Annotated in this window: 23 protein-coding genes; 13 read left to right on the top strand and 10 right to left on the bottom strand. The window is 61.6% G+C overall.

Features of this window, described 5'->3' with window-relative positions; translation table 11 throughout:
* Window positions 1-54 precede the first annotated feature (54 nt).
* Window positions 55-924 carry a LysR substrate-binding domain-containing protein gene (locus M5G17_RS13400; RefSeq protein ID WP_273893389.1) on the bottom strand — a complete coding sequence of 290 codons (870 nt, stop codon included), beginning with the start codon at window positions 922-924 and terminating at the stop codon, window positions 55-57.
* 125 nt (window positions 925-1,049) lie between these two features.
* On the opposite strand from M5G17_RS13400, the gene M5G17_RS13395 reads away from it, so the two are divergent.
* The 7 genes from M5G17_RS13395 to M5G17_RS13365 all read left to right on the top strand — a co-directional run bounded on the left by M5G17_RS13395 (window position 1,050) and on the right by M5G17_RS13365 (window position 6,871).
* Window positions 1,050-2,111: an agmatine deiminase family protein gene (locus tag M5G17_RS13395; RefSeq protein ID WP_273893388.1), complete on the top strand. Its 1,062-nt coding sequence runs from the start codon at window positions 1,050-1,052 to the stop codon at window positions 2,109-2,111.
* Window positions 2,108-3,013: an N-carbamoylputrescine amidase gene (gene aguB / locus M5G17_RS13390; RefSeq protein WP_273893387.1), complete on the top strand. Its 906-nt coding sequence runs from the start codon at window positions 2,108-2,110 to the stop codon at window positions 3,011-3,013. Before M5G17_RS13395 ends, aguB begins: the two co-directional genes overlap by 4 nt.
* Window positions 3,010-4,101 carry an extracellular solute-binding protein gene (locus M5G17_RS13385; RefSeq protein ID WP_273893386.1) on the top strand — a complete coding sequence of 364 codons (1,092 nt, stop codon included), beginning with the start codon at window positions 3,010-3,012 and terminating at the stop codon, window positions 4,099-4,101. The genes aguB and M5G17_RS13385 overlap by 4 nt, the downstream gene beginning before the upstream one ends.
* Window positions 4,102-4,123: 22 nt before the next feature.
* On the top strand, window positions 4,124-5,230 hold the full coding sequence (locus M5G17_RS13380; RefSeq protein WP_273893385.1) for an agmatine deiminase family protein: 1,107 nt from the start codon (window positions 4,124-4,126) through the stop codon (window positions 5,228-5,230).
* Window positions 5,231-5,304: 74 nt separating this feature from the next.
* Complete coding sequence (gene yghU, locus M5G17_RS13375) at window positions 5,305-6,144, top strand: glutathione-dependent disulfide-bond oxidoreductase (RefSeq protein WP_273893384.1); 840 nt, start codon at window positions 5,305-5,307, stop codon at window positions 6,142-6,144.
* A 19-nt stretch (window positions 6,145-6,163) separates the two neighbouring features.
* Entirely contained in the window at window positions 6,164-6,487 is a 324-nt protein-coding gene (locus M5G17_RS13370; RefSeq protein WP_273893383.1) for a hypothetical protein, read from the top strand.
* A gap of 48 nt (window positions 6,488-6,535) precedes the next feature.
* Window positions 6,536-6,871 carry a hypothetical protein gene (locus M5G17_RS13365; RefSeq protein WP_273893382.1) on the top strand — a complete coding sequence of 112 codons (336 nt, stop codon included), beginning with the start codon at window positions 6,536-6,538 and terminating at the stop codon, window positions 6,869-6,871.
* On the opposite strand, the gene M5G17_RS13360 is transcribed toward M5G17_RS13365, so the two are convergent.
* Window positions 6,860-7,183 carry a hypothetical protein gene (locus M5G17_RS13360; protein WP_273893381.1) on the bottom strand — a complete coding sequence of 108 codons (324 nt, stop codon included), beginning with the start codon at window positions 7,181-7,183 and terminating at the stop codon, window positions 6,860-6,862. The two genes, M5G17_RS13365 and M5G17_RS13360, sit on opposite strands and share 12 nt — an antisense overlap.
* A 66-nt stretch (window positions 7,184-7,249) precedes the next feature.
* Entirely contained in the window at window positions 7,250-8,239 is a 990-nt protein-coding gene (locus tag M5G17_RS13355) for a hypothetical protein (RefSeq protein WP_273893380.1), read from the bottom strand.
* A gap of 115 nt (window positions 8,240-8,354) precedes the next feature.
* Between M5G17_RS13355 and M5G17_RS13350 the strand changes: the two genes are divergently transcribed.
* Window positions 8,355-8,582, top strand: a complete 228-nt coding sequence (locus tag M5G17_RS13350; protein ID WP_273893379.1) for a hypothetical protein — start codon at window positions 8,355-8,357, stop codon at window positions 8,580-8,582.
* A gap of 147 nt (window positions 8,583-8,729) precedes the next feature.
* Window positions 8,730-9,791: a phenylacetate--CoA ligase gene (locus M5G17_RS13345; protein ID WP_273893378.1), complete on the top strand. Its 1,062-nt coding sequence runs from the start codon at window positions 8,730-8,732 to the stop codon at window positions 9,789-9,791.
* An 11-nt stretch (window positions 9,792-9,802) separates the two neighbouring features.
* Here M5G17_RS13345 and M5G17_RS13340 read toward each other — a convergent pair whose 3' ends face one another.
* The 4 genes from M5G17_RS13340 to M5G17_RS13325 are packed head-to-tail and all read right to left on the bottom strand — an operon-like array spanning window position 9,803 to window position 14,705.
* Window positions 9,803-10,522 carry a siderophore-interacting protein gene (locus M5G17_RS13340; RefSeq protein ID WP_273893377.1) on the bottom strand — a complete coding sequence of 240 codons (720 nt, stop codon included), beginning with the start codon at window positions 10,520-10,522 and terminating at the stop codon, window positions 9,803-9,805.
* Window positions 10,523-10,535: 13 nt separating this feature from the next.
* Window positions 10,536-12,065, bottom strand: a complete 1,530-nt coding sequence (locus M5G17_RS13335) for a DHA2 family efflux MFS transporter permease subunit (RefSeq protein WP_273893376.1) — start codon at window positions 12,063-12,065, stop codon at window positions 10,536-10,538.
* The gene (locus M5G17_RS13330; RefSeq protein WP_273893375.1) at window positions 12,062-13,243 is read right to left on the bottom strand and encodes an HlyD/EmrA/EmrK family protein; all 1,182 of its coding nucleotides are present in this window, start codon (window positions 13,241-13,243) and stop codon (window positions 12,062-12,064) included. The genes M5G17_RS13335 and M5G17_RS13330 overlap by 4 nt, the downstream gene beginning before the upstream one ends.
* Window positions 13,236-14,705: an efflux transporter outer membrane subunit gene (locus M5G17_RS13325; protein ID WP_273893374.1), complete on the bottom strand. Its 1,470-nt coding sequence runs from the start codon at window positions 14,703-14,705 to the stop codon at window positions 13,236-13,238. Before M5G17_RS13325 ends, M5G17_RS13330 begins: the two co-directional genes overlap by 8 nt.
* 110 nt (window positions 14,706-14,815) lie before the next feature.
* Here M5G17_RS13325 and M5G17_RS13320 point away from each other — a divergent pair, with 110 nt between their 5' ends.
* The gene (locus M5G17_RS13320; protein WP_273893373.1) at window positions 14,816-15,712 is read left to right on the top strand and encodes a LysR family transcriptional regulator; all 897 of its coding nucleotides are present in this window, start codon (window positions 14,816-14,818) and stop codon (window positions 15,710-15,712) included.
* 59 nt (window positions 15,713-15,771) lie between these two features.
* Here the strand turns inward: M5G17_RS13320 and M5G17_RS13315 are convergent, their stop codons facing one another.
* A complete protein-coding gene (locus tag M5G17_RS13315; RefSeq protein ID WP_273893372.1) occupies window positions 15,772-16,152 on the bottom strand; it encodes a hypothetical protein in 381 nt (126 codons plus the stop codon).
* 514 nt (window positions 16,153-16,666) lie between these two features.
* On the opposite strand from M5G17_RS13315, the gene M5G17_RS13310 reads away from it, so the two are divergent.
* The gene (locus M5G17_RS13310; protein ID WP_273893390.1) at window positions 16,667-17,647 is read left to right on the top strand and encodes an IS5 family transposase; all 981 of its coding nucleotides are present in this window, start codon (window positions 16,667-16,669) and stop codon (window positions 17,645-17,647) included.
* Between the two features lie 251 nt (window positions 17,648-17,898).
* Here the strand turns inward: M5G17_RS13310 and M5G17_RS13305 are convergent, their stop codons facing one another.
* The gene (locus M5G17_RS13305) at window positions 17,899-18,327 is read right to left on the bottom strand and encodes a hypothetical protein (RefSeq protein WP_273893371.1); all 429 of its coding nucleotides are present in this window, start codon (window positions 18,325-18,327) and stop codon (window positions 17,899-17,901) included.
* A 260-nt stretch (window positions 18,328-18,587) separates the two neighbouring features.
* Here M5G17_RS13305 and M5G17_RS13300 point away from each other — a divergent pair, with 260 nt between their 5' ends.
* Window positions 18,588-18,875 (top strand): helix-hairpin-helix domain-containing protein, encoded by a 288-nt coding sequence (locus M5G17_RS13300; RefSeq protein ID WP_273893370.1) that lies wholly within the window; start codon window positions 18,588-18,590, stop codon window positions 18,873-18,875.
* Between the two features lie 4 nt (window positions 18,876-18,879).
* Here the strand turns inward: M5G17_RS13300 and M5G17_RS13295 are convergent, their stop codons facing one another.
* Window positions 18,880-19,077, bottom strand: a complete 198-nt coding sequence (locus M5G17_RS13295; protein WP_273893369.1) for a hypothetical protein — start codon at window positions 19,075-19,077, stop codon at window positions 18,880-18,882.
* A 99-nt stretch (window positions 19,078-19,176) separates the two neighbouring features.
* On the opposite strand from M5G17_RS13295, the gene M5G17_RS13290 reads away from it, so the two are divergent.
* On the top strand, window positions 19,177-19,668 hold the full coding sequence (locus M5G17_RS13290) for a hypothetical protein (protein ID WP_273893368.1): 492 nt from the start codon (window positions 19,177-19,179) through the stop codon (window positions 19,666-19,668).
* The last annotated feature ends 182 nt before the right edge of the window (window positions 19,669-19,850 follow it).

The raw sequence follows: 19,850 nt of genomic DNA, 5'->3' as shown, positions 1-19,850 counted from the left end.
ACCATAGAATCTCCCACAGGTAGTGTAGGAGCGGGCTTGCCCCGCGAAAGTGTCTCAGTCCGATTTGCTGGGACCAATTGCTGCCTCCAGCCAGTGGCAAAAGCTCGCAGTCAAAGCCTCCCCTTCACTGTTGCGGTGCACCAGCCAGGCCCATTTCGGGCCGCGCACGGTCTGTTCGGTCAGGGCCACCAGGTGTCCTTGCGCCCGCGCCTGCTCCGCCAGCAAGGCACTGACCAGAGCAATCCCCAGACCCTGGCTGGCAGCGTCGAGCAATTGCCCGGAGTCAGAAAAATTCAGGCCTTGCATGGTCTGCCCCAACGCCTCGCCGCCCTGGGTGCTCCAATAGCTCCAGTCCATTTCCCGCTCACCGTGCAGCGTGGTGCGCTGCTGCGGGTCGAGGTCGAGCAGGCGCGGGTGACACGCCGGATACAAGCGATCCTGGAGCAAGACCCGAAAGCTGCATTCGGCCTGGGCGCTGATGTCGTCGCGCACCGCGATGTCGATGGTCTGGGTGGCCATGTCGGGGATCTCGTCACTGGTAAACAGCCAGACATCCACGTTCGGAAATAGGCGATGGAACTCGCCCAGGTGCGGCACCAGCCAATGCCGGGCAAACGCCGGGGTGGTGTTGACCACCAACTGGTTGGGTTTGCGGTACTGCTCAAGGCGACGGATACCCACGGTCAGTTGCTGGAGCATGACCTGGGTGGTGCTGAGCAGGTCAACACCGGCATCGGTGAGCGCCACACTGCGCCCTTCGCGATAGAACAACGGCTGCTCCAGGTAGCTCTCCAGGCTGCGGATCTGCTGGCTGATCGCCGACTGGGTCAGGTGCAGCTCTTCAGCGGCCTTGTGAAAACTGCCCAGGCGCGCCGCCGCTTCAAAGCCGCGCAAGGTGTTCAGGGGTGGCCAGTGTTTCAGCATGATTGATAAGCCAGGCTAATCATATATCGGCAAAAACCATCGTTTGTTCTTAGTTAAAGCGCAGTTATAGCATGGTCACCTGGCAAACCTGCTGAAAACAATTACTTAACTCAAAGGCAATCACCATGCACAACGACAACGCCTCCAACAACGGATGGTTCATGCCGGCCGAATGGGCCCGGCACGCCGCTACCTGGATGGCCTGGCCGCACAACCAGGCCCTGTGGGAGTCGACCTGGGGCGTGACCCTGGCGGATGTGCAGGTCGATTTCGCCCGGGTTGCCAATGCCATTGCCCGTTTCGAGCCGGTGAAGATGGTGGTCGACCCCAGCGCGGTCGCCCAGGCCCGCGCTTTGTGCGGGGCAAACATCGAGCTGATCGAATGTGCGATCAACGACAGTTGGTGCCGCGACTCCGGCCCAAGCTTCATCTGCCACCCGCAGCAAGGCCTGGCCGGGGTCAGTTGGCGCTTCAACGCCTGGGGCGGCAAATCGGCCCACGACCTCGATGAAGGCCTTGCTCGGCGCGTGCTCAATGGCCTGGGCCTGGAGTGCTTCGGCAGCCACCTGGCCAACGAAGGCGGCGCCATTCACGTCGACGGTGAAGGCACGCTGATCACCACCGAGTCGGTGTTGCTCAATCCCAACCGCAACCCCGGCCTGGGCAAGCAGGACATCGAAGAAATCTTCACCCGCCTGCTGGGCGTGAACAAGGTCATCTGGCTGCCAGGCGATCCGGACTTCGTCACCGGCGACATGACCGATGGCCATGTCGACGGCGTGTGCGCCTTCGCCCGCCCGGGTGTATTGCTGGTCGATGCCACCCACGACAAGCACTCCACCTACGCTCAGGTGGTCAAAGAGAACCGCCGCGCCCTTGAGCTGGCGACCGACGCCCGTGGCCGTCGCTTCGAGCTGATCGATCTGTACGAGGCGTCTGCTGCAGTCGATACCGACGCCGAAGTGTTCTGCGCCTCCTACACTAACTTCTACCTGTGCAACGACGCCGTGATCATGCCGGCCTACGGCATCGAAGCCGACCTGCAGGCCGCCGCCACCTTGCAGCAAGCGTTCCCTGACCGTGAAGTGGTGCCGGTACTGATCAACCAGCTGGCCCACGGCGGCGGTGGCGTGCACTGCATTACCCAGCAACAGCCCGCCTGGCCGCTGGCCGGAGGCAAGCGATGAGCCGCGTGACCGTCGCCAGCCTGCAACTGGCGTGCAGTTGGAACCTGGCCGACAACCTCGATCGCGCCGAACAGTTGGTCCGCGAAGCGGCCGCTGCCGGTGCGCAGCTGATCCTGCTGCCGGAGCTGTTTGCCACGCCGTACTTTTGCATCGAGCAGAACCACGAGCACCTGGCGCTGGCCCAGCCCTACGAGCACAGCCCGCTGCTGCAACGCTTCGCCGCCCTGGCGGCGGAGCTGGGCGTGGTGCTGCCGCTGAGCTGGTTTGAAAAGGCCGGCAACGCCTACTTCAATTCGCTGACCGTGGCCGATGCCGATGGCTGCCTGTTGGGTATCTATCGCAAAACCCATATCCCCAACGCCATCGGCTACCAGGAGAAGGAATACTTCAGCCCCGGCGACACCGGTTTCAAAGTCTGGGACTGCGCCATCGGACGCATCGGCGTGGGCATCTGCTGGGACCAGTGGTTCCCCGAGACCGCCCGCTGCCTGGCCCTGCAGGGTGCCGAGATCCTGCTGTTCCCCACCGCCATCGGCTCCGAGCCCGGCGCTGCGGCGCTGGACTCGCGCGACCATTGGCAACTGACCCAGCGCGGCCACGCCGCGGCCAACATCCTCCCGGTGATCACCGCCAACCGCACCGGCGTTGAAGTAGCGCCCAGCGATGCCGAACTGAGCATGCGCTTTTATGGCTCGTCCTTCATCACCGACCACAAGGGCCAACTGCTGGCTGAAGCCGACCGTGACACCCCCTGCGTGCTGCTGGCCGAGCTGGACCTTGCGCACATGCGCGAGGAGCGCCTGACCTGGGGCGTGTACCGCGACCGCCGCCCGGACATGTACGGCACCCTGCTGAGCCTTGATGGCCGCCACCCACACAGCACCTGGAGGCAAGGCGCATGAACGCTCTAAAAACCCTGCTGGCCCTGTCCCTGGCACTGAGCTGCGGCCTGGCCAACGCCGAAGATAAAGTCCTGCGCCTGTACAACTGGGCGGACTACTTTGCCGAAGACACCCTCAAAAACTTCACCGCCCAGACCGGCATCAAGGTCATCTACGACGTCATGGACAGCAGCGAAACCCTCGAGGCCAAGCTGCTCTCAGGCAACAGCGGTTACGACCTGATCTTCCCCGGCGACACTGTGGCCGAACGCCTGGCCCGCGCTGGCGCCTTGCAAAAGCTCGACCCGGGCAAGCTTGAGCACCTGGCGGACATCGAGCCCGGCCTCAAGCGCCTGCACCAGCGCTACCCCAACTCGCGCGACAGCACCGTGCCCTACACCTGGGGCAGCATTGGCCTGACCTACAACCGCGCTGCCATCGAGCAGCGCATCGCCACCGCCCCGGTCAAAAGCCTTGATCTGCTGTTCAAGCCCGAGAACGCTGCACTGTTGGCCGACTGCGGGATTTCGATGATCGATTCCCCCGATGAAGTACTGGCGGTGGTGCTCCACTACATGGGCAAGGATCCGCGCAGCGGCAAGGCCGACGACTTGCTCGCCGCCCGCCAGATGCTGGGCGCGATCAAGCCGTACATCCGCAAGTTCCAGTCGCAACCGGTGACCCAGCTGGTCAATGGCGAAACCTGCATCTCCCTGGGCTACAGCGGCGATATGATTCAGGCCCAGCGTACCGCCGACTCCGCCGGCAAGGCCATGGAGTTCCGTTACCACGTGCCGGTCGAGGGCACGACCATCTGGATGGACAGCATGGCGATCCCTGCCGATGCCGCCCACCCGGAATACGCCTACGCTTTTATCAACTTCGTCATGCAGCCCCAACAGATGGCGGCCATCAGCTCGTTCACCGGCTACCCCACTTCCAGCGCCAAGGCGCGGCCGCTGGTCGACCCGCTGATGCGGGATAATCCGGACATCTACATCAGCGACGAAACCTACAAGCGGCTGATTCCGGGCAAGGACATCCCCCAGAAAGACATGCGCGCACGCATGCGTGCCTGGACCACCCTGAAAACGTCTTCGGCCCATTGAGCCACCACAGAGAGCAACCTAGATGACACCCCGTCGTACCTTCCTCAAGCACCTGTCAGTAGCCGCCGGCGTGGCCAGCCTGGGCCTCGGCCCGCTGCGCCTGGCCATGGCCGCCGACGATCGCTGGTTCATGCCCGAAGAAGACCAGGCCCAACAGCGGATCTTCCTGGCTTACGCCGCCGATAAAACGGTCTGGGAAGACCAGGCCGATGACGTCAACGACTGCATCGCGCAATTGGCCCGTACCATCGCCAAGTACCAACCGGTCACCGTGCTGTGCCACCCCGAAGACCTCAGTGTGGCCCGCCAGGAGTGCGGCACCGACAACACCGAGTTCCTCGGCGTGGCCCTGGACGATATCTGGATCCGTGACTACGGCGGCTGCTTCGTCATCGACGATGATGGCAAGCGTGCGCTGATGGATTTCAACTTCAACGGCTGGGGCAACAAGCAGCGCCACCGCAACGACAACCGCGTGGCCAAAAAGCTCGCCAACGCGCTGGGCGTCCCCTACCTGCAAAGCGAGCTGACCGGCGAAGGCGGCGGCATTGAAGTGGATGGCCACGGCACCGCGATCATCACCGAAAGCTGCTGGGTCAATGCCAACCGCAACCCTGACTGGAGCCGCGCCGACGTCGAAGCCGAGCTCAAGGCCAACCTCGGCTTGCGCAAGATCATCTGGCTGCCGGGCATCAAGGGCCGCGACATCACCGATGCCCACGTCGACTTTTACGCACGCTTCGTCGAGCCTGGGGTGGTGATCGCCAACCTCGACAACGACCCTGACTCCTACGACTACAAGGTCACCCGCGCGCACCTGGATATCCTCAAACAGGCCACCGACGCCGACGGCCGTCCCTTGACCGTGCACCTGCTGCCACCGCCGCGCACACCGCGCAGCAACCGCTTTACCCGCGACAACCCGGATTTTGCCGCTGGCTACATCAACTACCTGCCGATCAATGGCGCGGTGATCGCACCGCAGTTTGGCGACCGCAAAGCAGACGCCTACTGCAAGCAACTGCTGACCAAGCTGTACCCGGGGCGAACCATCGAGCAGGTCAACATCGACGCGATTGCCGCCGGCGGCGGTGGCATCCACTGTGTGAGCAAGAACATGCCGGCGTGAGGTGTCGCAAGGTTTGACAAGCGTTTGCGCCAGGCCCGAACATGAGCCCCTTGAGCACACCAGGAGGTTCACCGATGAGCAAGGCACCCTATGTCCCACCTCGGGTCTGGCAGCATGACGCGCCCTCTGGCGGCGAGTTCGCCAACATCAACCGCCCGGTGGCCGGCCCGACCCACGACAAGGTCCTGCCGGTAGGCGAGCAGCCGCTGCAACTGTACTCCCTGGCCACCCCCAATGGCGTAAAGGTCACCATCCTGCTCGAAGAGCTGCTGGCCCTGGGGCATACCGGCGCCGAGTATGACGCCTGGCTGATTCGCATCGGCGAAGGTGATCAGTTCTCCAGCGGCTTCGTCGAGATCAACCCCAACTCGAAAATCCCTGCCCTGCTCGACCGCAGCGTAGAACCGCCAATCCGGGTGTTCGAGTCGGGCTCGATCCTGCTCTACCTTGCGGAAAAATTCGGCGAGTTCCTGCCCTCCGAGCTGGCCGGTCGCAGCGAAACCTTGAACTGGCTGTTCTGGCAGATGGGTGCGGCGCCTTACCTGGGTGGCGGCTTCGGTCACTTCTATGCCTACGCGCCGGAAAAATTCGAGTACCCGATCAATCGCTTCACCATGGAAACCAAACGTCAGCTGGATGTGCTTGATCGGCGCCTGGCGCAAAGCACCTACCTGGCCGGCGACAGCTACAGCATCGCCGATATCGCCGTGTGGTCCTGGTATGGCCAGCTGGCGCTGGGCCGGTTGTATTCGGCGGGCGAGTTCCTCAACGTGCAGCAATACCAGCACGTACAACGCTGGGCACAGGCGATTGCCGAACGCCCGGCAGTCGTGCGTGGCCTGCGGGTAAACCGCACCTGGGGCGATGAAGCCACGCAAGTGCCGGAGCGGCATCACGCGCAGGATCTGGACTGAGTGGAGGCCGTGTTCCAGGATGGAGCATTACAAATCGCTACTGCAGGCGCTGTTCTTCATCGCCTGGACCGTCGGCCTGGGCTATCTGTCGATTCGCCGCATACGCAAGCTGCGTAATGTTACCGACCGTGAGTTCCAGGCGGCGTTGCGCCGTCATCGTATCGAGCACCACCAGGTGCTGCGCGATCGCACTAGCAGCTACGACCCGGAGCTGATCCAGGTCCACCGGATACTGGTCGATGACAAAGGGCAGCACTACCTGTACCTGTACATCAACGGATCGCCTGGGGTAATGCGCCCGCTCAGTCGCGAGCGGGCGTTGTTGGCGCTGGCCCAGGGTTAACTGTTTAATTGCGCGATTGCACTTCTGATTGATCAATGGATGATCCTGTTGAAACCACTGAAAAACCGTTTGCTTGCCATCGTCATGCAGGTGGAGCTCACCCTCAACCTCTGGGTCGGTGGCGGCTTCATGATCTGGGTGCTGTTTGACCGGGATGCCACGCGCTATTTTGAACCCTACGCAGTGTTCGCCATCATCAGCCTCTGCCTGTTCTTCGGTTGCGCGTGGTTTGTCCGCTGCCCTCTATGCAACAAGTGCATGCCGCACCTGTACAAGCCTGGTGAAGGACTGTTGATGCACCGGGTGATGCGTGTGCATGAGGTCTTCACCCACAAGGTGATCGAGTGTCCTGAGTGCAAGCAGTTGGTGAAGCTACGCGACTAGCCGCCTACCGAGCATGCCGACCAGGGCGCCAGCCATCGTCAGCAGCACATCGGCGCTGAACCGAGCGCTGTAAACGGGCAGGAAATCCCGATCGCGGGTAATGAAGTTGACGCCGGTGTTGAACAGCGCGTGGTAACCATTTGGGAAAAACGCCAGCAGGCACAGCACCACCACCAGGCCCAGGGTCCAGCCGCCGGCCGTGTCGTAGGACTGGCTGCGTAGCCAGAGGAAGATCCAGGTGAGCACGGCAGCGAAGATCGGAGTCCAGATTTGCCCGGTGAGGGCGTCGTAGAATTCCAGGGTGAAGTACATGAGGGTTGCTGAGTCCTTTCGTTGAAACGGGCTGAGCATGCTATCACGCTACACACTGGCCACGACTCACCTCTGGGGCTCAATCAGGACCGCTTCCAACCGGTCGAACCCGCTCCCGTAAAAGAACGAGAACGGCCGTCCGGCCTGATGGGCAACGTTGCCACACATCTCGCGCAGACCATTACGCCCGGCATCGGCGATATCAAACGGCTGATAAGGGTGCTCGCCCAGCGAGCCGAACTCGAACGTCAGCCACGACGATCGCACCTTGCCATAAGACGACTGGCTTTTCAGGCTGACCCTGGGCCCGCCCGCTTCCAGGCGCACGCGCAAGTCGCGGTCATCGAAATACACGCTGGCGGGCAGGCGCAGCGCGACCTGATCGTGGGTGAGAATGTCCATGTCACCGACCAGTTGCGCGCCATCGACCTCAAAGCGAGTGATCATGAACGGCATCCGTGCGGTAATCGCCGCATTGACCTGGCACATCACCTCACCGCTGATCGTGCGGTTGCCGGCAAAGGCATAGCGTCGCTCGCTGTCACTGACCAGGGTATCGAGTGCCACCTCTGGCGAAAAATCGAACTGCAGGGGCAACACCTGGCGTCCCAACGCGGTGATGCTGGCAGGCGCCGGGCCCATTTCCCGCCCAGCTGCGTTCAGGCGTCGGGCCTGGCTGTAATCCAGCTCCAGCTGCAGGCTTGTAACCACAGACTGACGCGCCTTCAAGACAGTATCGAGTTGACTGCCCAAGCCCTGTCGCTGCGCAGGACTCAACGCAGCTTCACTCCCACGTAGTAGCACCGTGTCGCTACGCTGGGGGTCCAACTCTACCTGCAGCCGCTGCGTGTCGAGTTGCTGCGAGGCCAGCACCTGCTGAACCGCCTGCTGATAGACCTCGTGTAACTGCGTCGCGTCATGGCGCAGGTGGGCACCGCCCTGAAATTGAAGCTCGGCCAGCACCACCTTGTGCTCCTTAAAGAACGCCAGGCCAATCAAGGTACACAAGCCAATAACCGAGCCAACCATCAGCGTCCATGCGCTACTTCCCTTCATTACCTGCCTGCTCCTGCCGATTGACTGTTTCCTGCGGCGCAGATGATAACCGCCATTGGCAAAACTAATGGCATTCAGATTCTATGGCGCACATTACCTACCAGGGACGGAATGCTTGAGTAACCTTGCCAAAATTCGAATTGTTTTGACCCTCAGCGTGATTGCCGGATTGCTGCCGGTCACCCTGGTCTTTGCCTGGGGCGTGCCGTGGACATACTTTAGCCGTACGTTTCCCACGACAATCTACAGTTTCATGATGCCCAACATCACTGCGGCGGCGATGCTGACGGTGGCGCTGAACAGGCAAGCGTCAACAGCAATGCGATTTCAAAGCGACCTGTGAGCCGCCTGATACCTTACAATGCGAGCCTGCCGGACCTGCCCCGCACCGTCTACACGCCCCTGGCGGCCCGCCAATGCGAGTAGCCATCCTCCCCCTCCCGTCATAGCATGCTTGCCTATCGGTCGGCACGCCAAACGGACTTGGAAGATGAACGCCAACACACAGCTCGACGCCAGTACCCTGGACCTGAACGAACAGCGCCTGCGCGCCCTGGCCCACCGCGACACCCTGGAAACCTGCAGCCTCGAACAACTGCGCGACGTGCAACTGCGCCGCTTGCGCTGGTCGCTCAAACATGCCTGGCGCAATGTGCCTTGGTACCGCCATCAGTTTGAAGCCCAGGGGCTGCACCCCGAGGACCTTCAGCAACTCGAAGACCTCGCGCGCTTTCCCTTCATCGGCAATGCCCAGTTGCAACATCACTCTCCATTCGAATTGTTTGCCGTGCCTGCGAGCCGGATCGTGCGCCTGCAGGCCTGCAACGTCGGCAGCGCCCGCTCGCCGGTCACTGGCTACACGCGCAACGACCAGGAGGTCTGGGCGGCGCTGGTCGCGCGCTCGCTGCGCGCCGCCGGTGCCCAGGCCGGCGACCGCCTGTACGTGCTCGGCGGGCAGGACGCCTTGAGCGCCAGCAGCGGCATTCAGCTGGGCGCCGAACGCCTGAACTGTGCGCTGATCCCCCTGGCGACGCACCAGGCCGGCCAGCAGGTTCGCCTGCTCTGTGACTTCCAGCCGCAGATGCTCATTGCCACGCCGTCGCGCTTGTTGGCCCTGGCCAACGAACTGGAGCGCCAGAACATCGCAGCCTCGGCGCTGTCGCTGCGCATGGCGCTGATCAGCCCGCAACCGTGCAGCAGCAGCCTGCGCCAGGAACTGGAACAGCGCCTGGGCATCCAGACCCTGACACTGTACGGCGTACCGGCACTGATGGACCCGGGTATCGGCATGGAATGCCTGGAAACCCGCGACGGCGTGACCCTCTGGGAAGACCACTTCTACCCGGAGATCATCGACCCGGACAGCGGCACACCGCTGCCCGACGGCAGCTTCGGTGAAGTGGTGCTGACCAGCTTGAGCCGCGAGGCCCTGCCGATGATCCGTTACCGCACCGGCGATACCGGCCGCCTGTTGCCTGGTACCGCCCGGAGCATGCGCCGCCTTGAACGCCTCACCGGCAACAGCGCCACTACCTTGCGCCAGAGCGCCTGAACAGGAGCCGCTCAATCGCGGTCGCGATGATCGGCGACGCCGCGCATCCAGTAGCCCTTGCTGCGGACCAATCGACGTGGAATCGAACACGCCTCGGTGAGGTAGTCACGCACCTCATTGACACTCTGGGCTTCACCGGCGATCCAGAACTGCCCAACCCCCGACGGCAATTGCAGACTGTCGATGCCCTTGAGCAACAGATTGCTGCCGGCTGCATGTTCATCGCGGAAGAACCACTCGCAATTGACTACGGCCAGCGAGTCCAGCGCTTGCAGTTCGGTCATGGTTTGAGCCTCCAGTACCACCAGGGCGCGGTCTCCCGGCGACAGGCTCTCAAGGATGCTCATCACCGCCGGAGTGCCGGTCTCGTCTGCCGCCAGCAGCATCCATTCGGCATCCTCCTGGGGAGCAAACCCGCCTCGCAACGCCGAGCAACCGATCTGATCGCCGAACTGCGCCTGCTCGACCCAGCGTCCGGCCGGGCCGTGGTCATGGCGTACGAAGTCGATATCGACATTACCCGACTGCGGGTAGTGCCGGCGGATGGTGTAGGCGCGGCTGACCTGGCTGCCACCGGCGGGCAGGAACAGCTTCAGCCATTGCGACGGCTGGCACGGTTGCGCCGTGGCGAACAGATCGCCCTTGAAGGTGACACGCCGCACCAGCGGCGTGACATCACGGATATCGATCACATCGAGGTTGTACTTCAACTTCTTGCGAAACTCGAACATGAATACTCCAGATTTACTTGGCTTTCGCCTTGGGTGAACGGGCCAGCCAGACAATGGCCAGGACAGCGCAGAACAGCCACGCGCTGGCGAGGGAGAAATCGTTCAGCGCCAGCATGTGGGCCTGGCAGTCGATGGTGCGTGCCAACGACTCCAGCGCGCCCTGGGCCGACAGCCCGAGATTGTTGAGGTTGTCCTGGGCCTGGGCGCTCCAGTGGTCGAACGGTGTCATGCGTTCGGCCAGGTCAACCTGGTGCTGACGCGCGCGGTGATCCCAGAAAGCCGGGCCGAGCGACACCGCGAAACTGGCACCGGTCATGCGCAAGGCGTTCTGCAGGCCGAGGGCCGCCGGAATCTTCTCCGGTGGCAGACGCGACAGCGAAATCGCCACCAGCGGGGTGAACAGGAACGCCGTGCCTGCGCCCATCAGCACCGAGTTCCAACCGATGAACTGAAGGTCCAGGTTGGTCTCGAAGTACATCCGCCACAGCGATGCGCCGATCCAGCAAATGAACGCCATGCTCGCCAGTACCCGCGCGTCGGTATGCTGCATCAACCTGCCGATGAAGGGCGCCAGCACCACCCCGGCGATCCCCAGGGGGGCGGTGGCGATACCGGCCCAGGTCGCGGTGTAGCCCATTTCGGTTTGCAACCACAGCGGTACCAGCACCAGCGAGGCGAAGTACAGGGCAAAGCCCAGGCTCACACTCAGGGTTCCGATGGCGTAGTTGCGCTCCTTGAACAGGCGCAGGTCGAGAATCGGATGCTGCGCGGTCAGCTCCCAGGTAATCAGCGAGGCGAACCCCAGTACGGTAATCACCGCCAGAATGCGAATCGGCGTGGCAGAGAACCAGTCCAGGTCCTGGCCCTTGTCGAGCAGGATCTGCAGCGAACCGACGGCGACCATCAACAGCAGCAGGCCGACCACGTCCACCGGCAATTTGCGTGTGGGGTTGTCGCGCCCGTTCAACACCTGGCCGAGGGTCAGCAGAATGAAGATGCCCACCGGCACGTTGATATAGAAGATCCACGGCCAACTGATATTGTCGGTCAGGTAGCCACCGAGAATCGGACCGCACACCGGGCCCAGGAAGGTGGTCATCGACCACACCACCAGCGCCGTGGTGCGCCGCGCGGGCGGAAAGATCGCCACCAGCAGCGCCTGCGACAGCGGCGCCAAGGGGCCGCAAACGGCGCCCTGGAACACCCGAAATACCAGCAGCGAGGTCAAGTTCGGCGCCAGGCCGCAGCACACCGAGGCCAGCACGAACAACACCACGGCACTGAGGAACAGCTTGACCTGGCCAAAGCGCTGGGCCAGCCAGCCAGTGAGCGGCAGGCCGATGGCCAGGGAGATGCTGAACGAGGTCAGTACCCAGGTGCCCTGGTCAGGGGCTACGCCGAGGTTACCGGAAATGGTCGGCACCGCGACGTTGGCGATGGTGGTGTCGAGCACCATCATGAAGTTGGCCATGCCGATCGCCAGCGCGCCGAGAACCAGCGTGCCACCGCTCAATGGCTCGATGGGGCGCTTGGCGCTGCTCATCGATCATTCCTCGATACGCTCAGTTTCGAGCCTTGCAGGTTTTCGGCAATGATCCGGTTGACCAGCGCTTCGCTACCGCTACCAATCTTGCCGTAAACCTCGGTGTTGTCCTGAACGCTGCTGGGCGGCTGTTCGTCCGGCTCACCCAAGGTGGCCTTGGCGGTCATCGACAGGCCGATGCGCAACGGGTGGCGCAACACTTCTTCGCGGTCCAGGGCGATGCGCACCGGCACCCGTTGCACCACCTTGATCCAGTTACCGGTGGCGTTCTGCGCCGGGATGGTGGCGAACGCTGCGCCGCTGCCGGCTTCGATGCCCTGGACGCGGCCGTGGTAGACCACGCTCTCGCCATACAGGTCGGCAAACAGTTCGACCCGCTGGCCGACTTTGATCTGGCCCAGTTGCGACTCTTTGAAGTTGGCCTCGACCCAGACTTTATCCAGCGGCACCAGGCCCATCAGCACAGTGCCCGGTTCGATGTGCTGGCCCACTTGCACCGCGCGCTTGGTGATCAGGCCGTCAACCGGCGCCGGCACCTTGGTCCGCGCCAACGCCAGGTAGGCTTCACGCACGCGCTCGGCGGCGGCGGCCACCTGCGGATGGTTTTCTACCGTAGTGCCCTGGATCCGCGCCTGCAGCCCGACCAGCTTGGCCTGCGCCGCACGCAGGCCCGACTGGGCGATCTGCGCGGCTTCTTCGGCATGGTGCAGGTCTTCGCCGGAGACACCGCCCTGGGCGATCACCGACCGGCGCCGTTGCAGGTCCTGGTTGGCCCGGTTGGCTTCGGCCTGGCGCAGCTTGACCTGGGCGAGCAGATCGTTTTCTTCGGCGAACAGGCTGTTGACCGTGCGCACGGTCATAGCCAGTTGGTGAGTGGCGGCGTCCAGGCTCAGGCGCGCATCGGCCGGGTCGATTTCGACCAGGGTGTCACCCGCCTTGACCGTATCGGTGTTCTGGATGTTCACCGCCGTGGCGGTACCACGTACCTGGGCGGAAATCAGCACCACATCGCCCCGTACATAGGCGTTGTCGGTGCTTTCATACGTGCGGCCATACACCCAGTACCACAGGCCGGCAGCCGCGGCCGCAGCCAGTGCAACCAGGGTAATGAGCAGGAAAATCGGGCCGCGGCGCGACTTGGCCGGAGCCGGGGCTGGGGTTTGGGTGGCGTCAGTCATGGGAGGTTCCTGCAAGCGTAGTGGAGTTCTGATCAGCTTCTTTCCAGCCGCCGCCGATCGCGCGCAGCAGGCCGGCATGGTTTTGCAGCGCTGAGGTCTTCAACTGGACCAATTGCATGCGCGTGTCGAGAACCCGGGTCTGGGCGTCGAGCACATGCAGAAAATCAGTGAGGCTTTGCCGGTAACGCAGGTTTTCCAGGCCGTAGACCTGTTCGGCCTCATCCAGCCCTTGCACGGTTTTCAGCCGCTGGCCCTCAATGGCACGCAGTTGCGAGACATGCCCGGCCACTTCACTCAAGGCGTTGACCAGGGTCTGGCTGTAGCTGGCCACGGCTTCGGCATAACTGGCCTGCTGGGCCTGGTATTGGCCACGTAAACGTCCGGCGTCGAAGATCGGCAAGGTCACTGCCGGGCCCACGCCATAGGTGCGGCTGTCGTGGTGGAAAAGGTTCTGCAAGCTGAAGCTCTGGAAGCCTGCGAATGCGAGCAGGTCGATGTTCGGATAGAACGCCGCACGGGCGGCGCCGATGCGCTTGCCTTGTGCTTCGACGCGCCAGCGCTGGGCAACCACATCGGGCCGGGCACCGATCAACTCGGCCGGCAGATGGCCCGGCAAGGCCACGCGCTGACGCGGGTCAGCGACTTTGGGCTGCCATTGCTCGCCCCAGCCCGGGCCCTTGCCGGCCAGGGCCGCCAGCCGTAACTGATAGCCACGGGCGGCGCCTTGCAGGCGCGCCTGCTCGGCTTCAAGCAAAGGGATTGGCCCGCGCGCACGCACCACGTCAACCTGAGTTCCCAGGCCAGACTTCAGCCGGTTTTCACTCAACTGCAGGATGCTGCGGCGTTGTTCCAGGGTCTGGTTGACGATGGCCTGCTGCTCAAGCACACCGCCCAAGGCGAACCAGGTTTCCACCAGGCTGCCACTGAGCGCCAGACGGGCGACCGCCTGATCGGCCTCGGCGGCGCGCAGGCTACCCACTGCGGCTTCGTTCAGAGAGCGATTGAGGCCCCACAGATCGAGGTTGTAACGCCCTTGCAGCAACGCTTGGCCATCGGTGTGCCAGACCCCGGCTTCATCGGCACCAGTCTTGTAGTGCTGTGAATCCTGGCTACGCAGGATCTGGGTCATGGCCGACGGGCTCGGCCGCGTGTTGGCCAGGGTGATGCCGGCATCGGCTTGCGCCCGCTCGATACGCGCACTGGCAATCGCAAGGCTAGGCGAGGTGTCCAGACCGGCAGCCAGCAGGCGATTGAGGTCGGCGTCGTTGAAGCTCAGCCACCAGCGATCATCCGCCGCAGACGAGGGCTGGGTACCGGCGTGCTCGATGTCCAGGCCGGCATCGAGCTGTTCGGGTGACAAGGGTTTGGGCGGTTCAGGGCTATGCCCGGGGCTCACGCAGCCTGGCAATGCCAACAGCAGGCAGATCGCCAGCCAATGCTGAAGCGAAGAAGAGGATTCCATCACAACATCCTTGAAGGGTTGGGTTGCAACGGGATGATAGGTAGCCCCTGACATATTGAAAATTGCAATAAACCGAGACTAGACTTGCGTTTTTTGCAAAGGACTGCGAAATGAACCTGCCTGATCTGAACCTGCTGCTGACCTTCGATTCGATGTTGCGCGAAGGCAGCGTCACCGGCGCCGCCGAGCGCATGAACCTGAGCATTCCCGCCATGAGCCGGCGCTTGTCGAACCTGCGCGAAGCCATGGGCGACCCGCTGTTCGTGCTGGCCGGACGCCGCCTGGTCCCCACTCCCCTGGCCCTGGACCTGGCGCCCCAGGTGCACAACCTGCTGGAAGAGGCGCGCAATGTGCTGGGCACTAAACAGAAGCTCAACCTGGGCACGGTAAAGCGAGTATTCACCCTGCGCACCGAGGATGGCTTCACCGGTGCCTGGGCCCTGCGCCTGAGCCAACGGGTGGCGCAACAGGCCCCGCATGTGACCTTGAGTTTCATGTCCCAAGGCAACGAGGATGTCGCCGCCCTGCGCGACGGCCTGATCGACCTCGACATCGGCATCGCCGGCCCCCTGGGGCCCGAGGTCTATAAGCAGCGCCTGTACATCGACACCTTCGTTGGCGTGGTCAACAATCAGCACCCCCTCGCGCGCCAGAGCAGCGTCAGCGCTGAGGACCTGGTGGCCTTCCCTCACCTGTCGGTGTCACGCCGCGGCCGCACCCGCGGTCCGCTGGACCTTGCGCTGGAAAAGGTCGGCTTGCAACGCAAGGTGCCGTTGGTGGTTCCGGGCTTTCAGGCGGCCATGCAACTGGCCAGTTCCTCGGACATGATTGCGGTGATCCCGCAGCGCTTCGTCGAATGGTCGCTGCCGCTGCTGCCGCTGCACATTTTCCCGCTACCGCTGGAGACCCCCAGCGGCGAGTTCTGCCAGGCCTGGCACCCGCGCGTGAACAATGACCCGGTACATCGCTGGTTGCGCCAAATGGTGCAGGAGTGTTCCTGCAGCTGAATCGGCTATTCTGCGACGGGCGCCAAATGCGTTAGCTGGCGCCCCAGTGCCTGGATTGCTCATTGCTCCTGCTCCTTCACCCGGCTGAACCAGACCACATCCACCTCCCGGATCGTCACGCTGTTGCGAGTACGACGCCCGACGGTGGCGTAGCACACCCCAAGCAATTCATGCCCAAAGCGGCGCGACATCAGCTCCACGCTCAACGGATTGATGAAGATCTTGTTATCAGCAAACTCCAGGCGCTCGACGGCAATACCGGCGTCACGCATGTCGCGGGTCAGTTCGTTGAATGCACAAAGCCTGAGCGCAAACTCATCGGCCAGAATGCTCATCGACGGATTCCCCTGGGGGGAAAAGACATTGAAGACTGACATGTCATACCCCTTCACGACGTCGTCATTGATCACCGGAACGCTGAGCTGAGCAGCCAGGTTCATTGTGGCGTTGGCGTGGTTTGCTCACGGTGATCTCCTTGAGTTTGCGTTGCCGGGCCAGTACGGACTCGCCCCGTTCCACCGCACCTGCCTGGTACACGGCAATGCGCTGGTCTTCACCACCAGCAAAGGAGTGCTCGGCGAGTCTGGTAAAGCCCTCGCCAAGTGAACCCAGGATGGTTGTTTGAGCCTAATACAGGCGGGTGATCGACCTTCCTGGACCCATACGCCTGCGGCTCTAATGGTGCGATTGGCACCGCGTTCGGTTCGCGCTACGAGCTATACGAGGTCAGCTTGAGCGTACGCATAAGTCCATGTGTGCATCCTTTCAGCGCTGCTGATGGATACACCTTAGAAGAACACGCCCAGCTTGTCGGCTGCGTTTTGTGCAAAGGTCGATTGCGTGCTTTCAGGCGCCTGGCATCACCATGGCGGGGATGCTGGCGTTAGGGAAATTCTGAAAAAGACTTCCTGATTTGGCAAAATCTGCGGACACCAATCGCCGAGTTTTTCGATGATGACGCAACTGACCTTTGCCGATGCCGAGTACGCCGGCAAGCGCAAGCAGACCCGTAAGGAACTGTTTCTGATCGAGATGGATCGGGTCGTACCCTGGAAGGGTTTGATTGCCCTGATCGAACCCCATTACCCGAAGGGCGAAGGCGGTCGTCCGGCCTATCCGTTGATGGCGATGCTGCGCGTTCATCTGATGCAGAACTGGTTTGGCTATAGCGATCCGGCGATGGAAGAAGCGCTGTACGAGACTACTATCCTGCGCCAGTTTTCCGGTCTGAGCCTGGAGCGTATCCCAGACGAAACCACCATCCTCAACTTCCGTCGCCTGCTGGAAAAACACGATTTGGCCACTGGCATTCTCGGCGTGATCAATGACTATCTGGGCGACCGTGGCTTGTCACTGCGACAAGGCACCCTCGTCGATGCCACGCTGATTCATGCGCCCAGTTCGACCAAGAACAAGGACGGCAAACGCGATCCGGAAATGCACCAGACGAAGAAGGGCAACCAATATTACTTCGGCGCCAAAGCGCACATTGGTGTCGACGATGAGTCAGGGTTGGTGCACAGCGTGATCGTCACGGCGGCCAACGTCGCGGACGTAATCCAAGTCGACAAACTACTGCACGACGCTGAGAACGTGGTCTGTGCTGATGCGGGCTATACCGGTGTCGAGAAGCGCGAAGAGCATGCGGGACGCGAAGTTATCTGGCAGATTGCGGCGCGCCGCAGCACCTATAAGAAACATGGCAAGCGCAGCGCATTGTACAAAGCGATACGCAAGATCGAGAAAGCCAAGGCCCAGGTTCGCTCCAAGGTTGAGCATCCATTTCGGGTGATCAAACGCCAGTTTGGTTACACCAAAGTGCGTTTCCGAGGCTTGGTGAAGAACACTGCACAGACGGTGACGCTGTTTGCCCTGTCGAACCTGTGGATGGCGCGTCGACAGTTGCTCTCTGCTGCAGGAGAGGTACGTCCGTGAGTCGGAAAATGCCTGCTGCGAGGTACTTGCAGCGGCAAGAATGGCTGAAACAGACGGCAGATTTGACCAGGATTTGAGCGACTGCCATTTTTTGAAAGCGCCGATGACGAAGTAGCCGAAAAACAGGGGGCTACTTCAGACCATCCTTAGCGCTAAGAAGGGAAGAGTCTGTAGAAAAGCCGACCTGGCCGAAGGGGTATGCGATGACTTACCGGGAGGCAGCAGTCACTCGCACTTTACGCGCCCAACGCTTACTGCTTCGCTGGCGGGCACTCAGCTTGTAGAAAAACCATCGAGTAGGTGAAGTGCCGGTCGAAGGTCAGGGGTGGAGTACCAGGGGCGGTCCACTCCGCGTACTGGCCGCTCATGGTGGTAGGACTGTCCAGCTTGCCCATCGCCATGCTCGCCACATTACCGACCCCGGAAATGGGAATGCCGCCGTACCAATGGACATCCTGTCCGTTTTGGAACCAGCTGCCATTCCAGTGCGGCTGGCTGGTGGAATACCAAGTGTGATCCGCCTTCAGGCAGACAGTCTGAACCGTTGCCGAGGCGCCACCTGGGATGTTGAACGTCGATACTCGCCACAGGCCAGTGGGCGAACTGTCAGCCTGAGCCGCCCCGACAGAACCGGCGGCAATACCAAGCACAAGTGCCAATTTAACGATGCTTCCTTTCATAAGGTTTCTCCATAGAAACGTCTTGCGTTGAGTACAGCTGAGTGAGTGCTCAGCCACGAATAAACTGTATATGCATACAGTATTTATACGCAAGCGTTTCGAGAGAAAAATGTGCTCATCGTTTGCACCAGCACTCGATTGCCACCAAGCCATGGAGGCGAACTCACCTGCACACGCGACATGCATGACTGCGCTCTTGAGGCAAACTTGAGCTTAGGGCAAGCTCTGAATGATCACGTGAGCAGAAAAGGACTTCACCGATGCCATTTTCACCGAACGAACGAACCGCACTACTGGCGCTCAAAGGCGTAGGGCCTACCGTCATTGCCAGGCTCGAACAAATGGGCATCGACTCGCTGGCGGAACTGGGCAAGTCGGATGTCAGCGATATCCTGGCTCAAGCATCCGCCGCGTCAGGATCGACCTGCTGGAAGAACAGCCCACAAGCCCGAGCCGCCATTAGCGTAGCCGTCGAGCTTGCCAGAGTTTCCCTGCAGGACGAGGCGCTACCTGATCCAGAAACCTCAATGGAAAACGGTGCCCGCTAGCGCCTCAAGGTTTTCGCTCAAGCTCTATTGCTGCGGCGCTGAAGAAAATGATGACCCCTGGTATCAATAGCGCCAACAGGTATTGACCGGGGTGCACCAATAGTCCGATGGCCCAGAGTGCCAACAGTGAACCACCGACGATACGCCGTTGACGCGGTGTGAACCGTTCTCGAAATGCTTCCAGCTTCTTGCGCAAAGCCACTACCACTCTCCCCCTTTGAATAGCCAGATGCTAGGCTCACCGCGCTGTGTGCACGAAGCAGCACAGTGAGTCAGGTCGTCAATCTAGCGAGCATGAGTAATGGAAGCAAAGGCATTCGCGCGAACACTGAAAGCCTCGATCAACGAGGTAAAATCACAGGGCCATGAGAGCATTCACTGCGACAATCTTGTCAATCATATTGACGCGCTTGTCGAAGCCACCTCGCAAAACGGCAACTCAATCAGCCAGTCAGGACAGAACGCAATCAAGACCATGCTGCTACTGAACGGTGGTGCAGCAATCGCCCTGCTGGCGTTCATTGGCAAGCTCTCAGACAACAACAGCGGCGCAATCGTGGACTTCGCCTATTCGCTGACGGCCTTTGTCATCGGGGCATTGGCCATAGGTATCAGCGCCTGCATGACCTACCTTGCGCAGATCGCATTTGACAGCAATGTAACGTGGCACAACAAAGTCGGTACCACTTTGCAATTGAGCTGCATCGCCTTAGGCCTGGCTTCAATACTCCTCTTTGCCTTCGGCACCTATGCCACCTACCAGGCACTTTTGTGCCTGGCCACTTGCGCGTAATCCGTCGAACCACAGGTGTTCGCCATGAAGGCACTTTCAATTCGCCAACCCTGGGCCTGGCAAATTCATCCACCTCAGCGCAACGACTCGTGAAACCAAGGTAGAATCACTAAATTTTAAAGCGGCCTTGAAAATGCTTAATTCAATCCAAGCACTACGCGCTCTAGGGATTCTCCGATCAA

The organism is Pseudomonas rubra, assembly GCF_028656935.1.
In the GTDB taxonomy this organism is placed as follows: domain Bacteria; phylum Pseudomonadota; class Gammaproteobacteria; order Pseudomonadales; family Pseudomonadaceae; genus Aquipseudomonas; species Aquipseudomonas rubra.
This window is presented reverse-complemented; position numbering and strand designations above follow the sequence as displayed.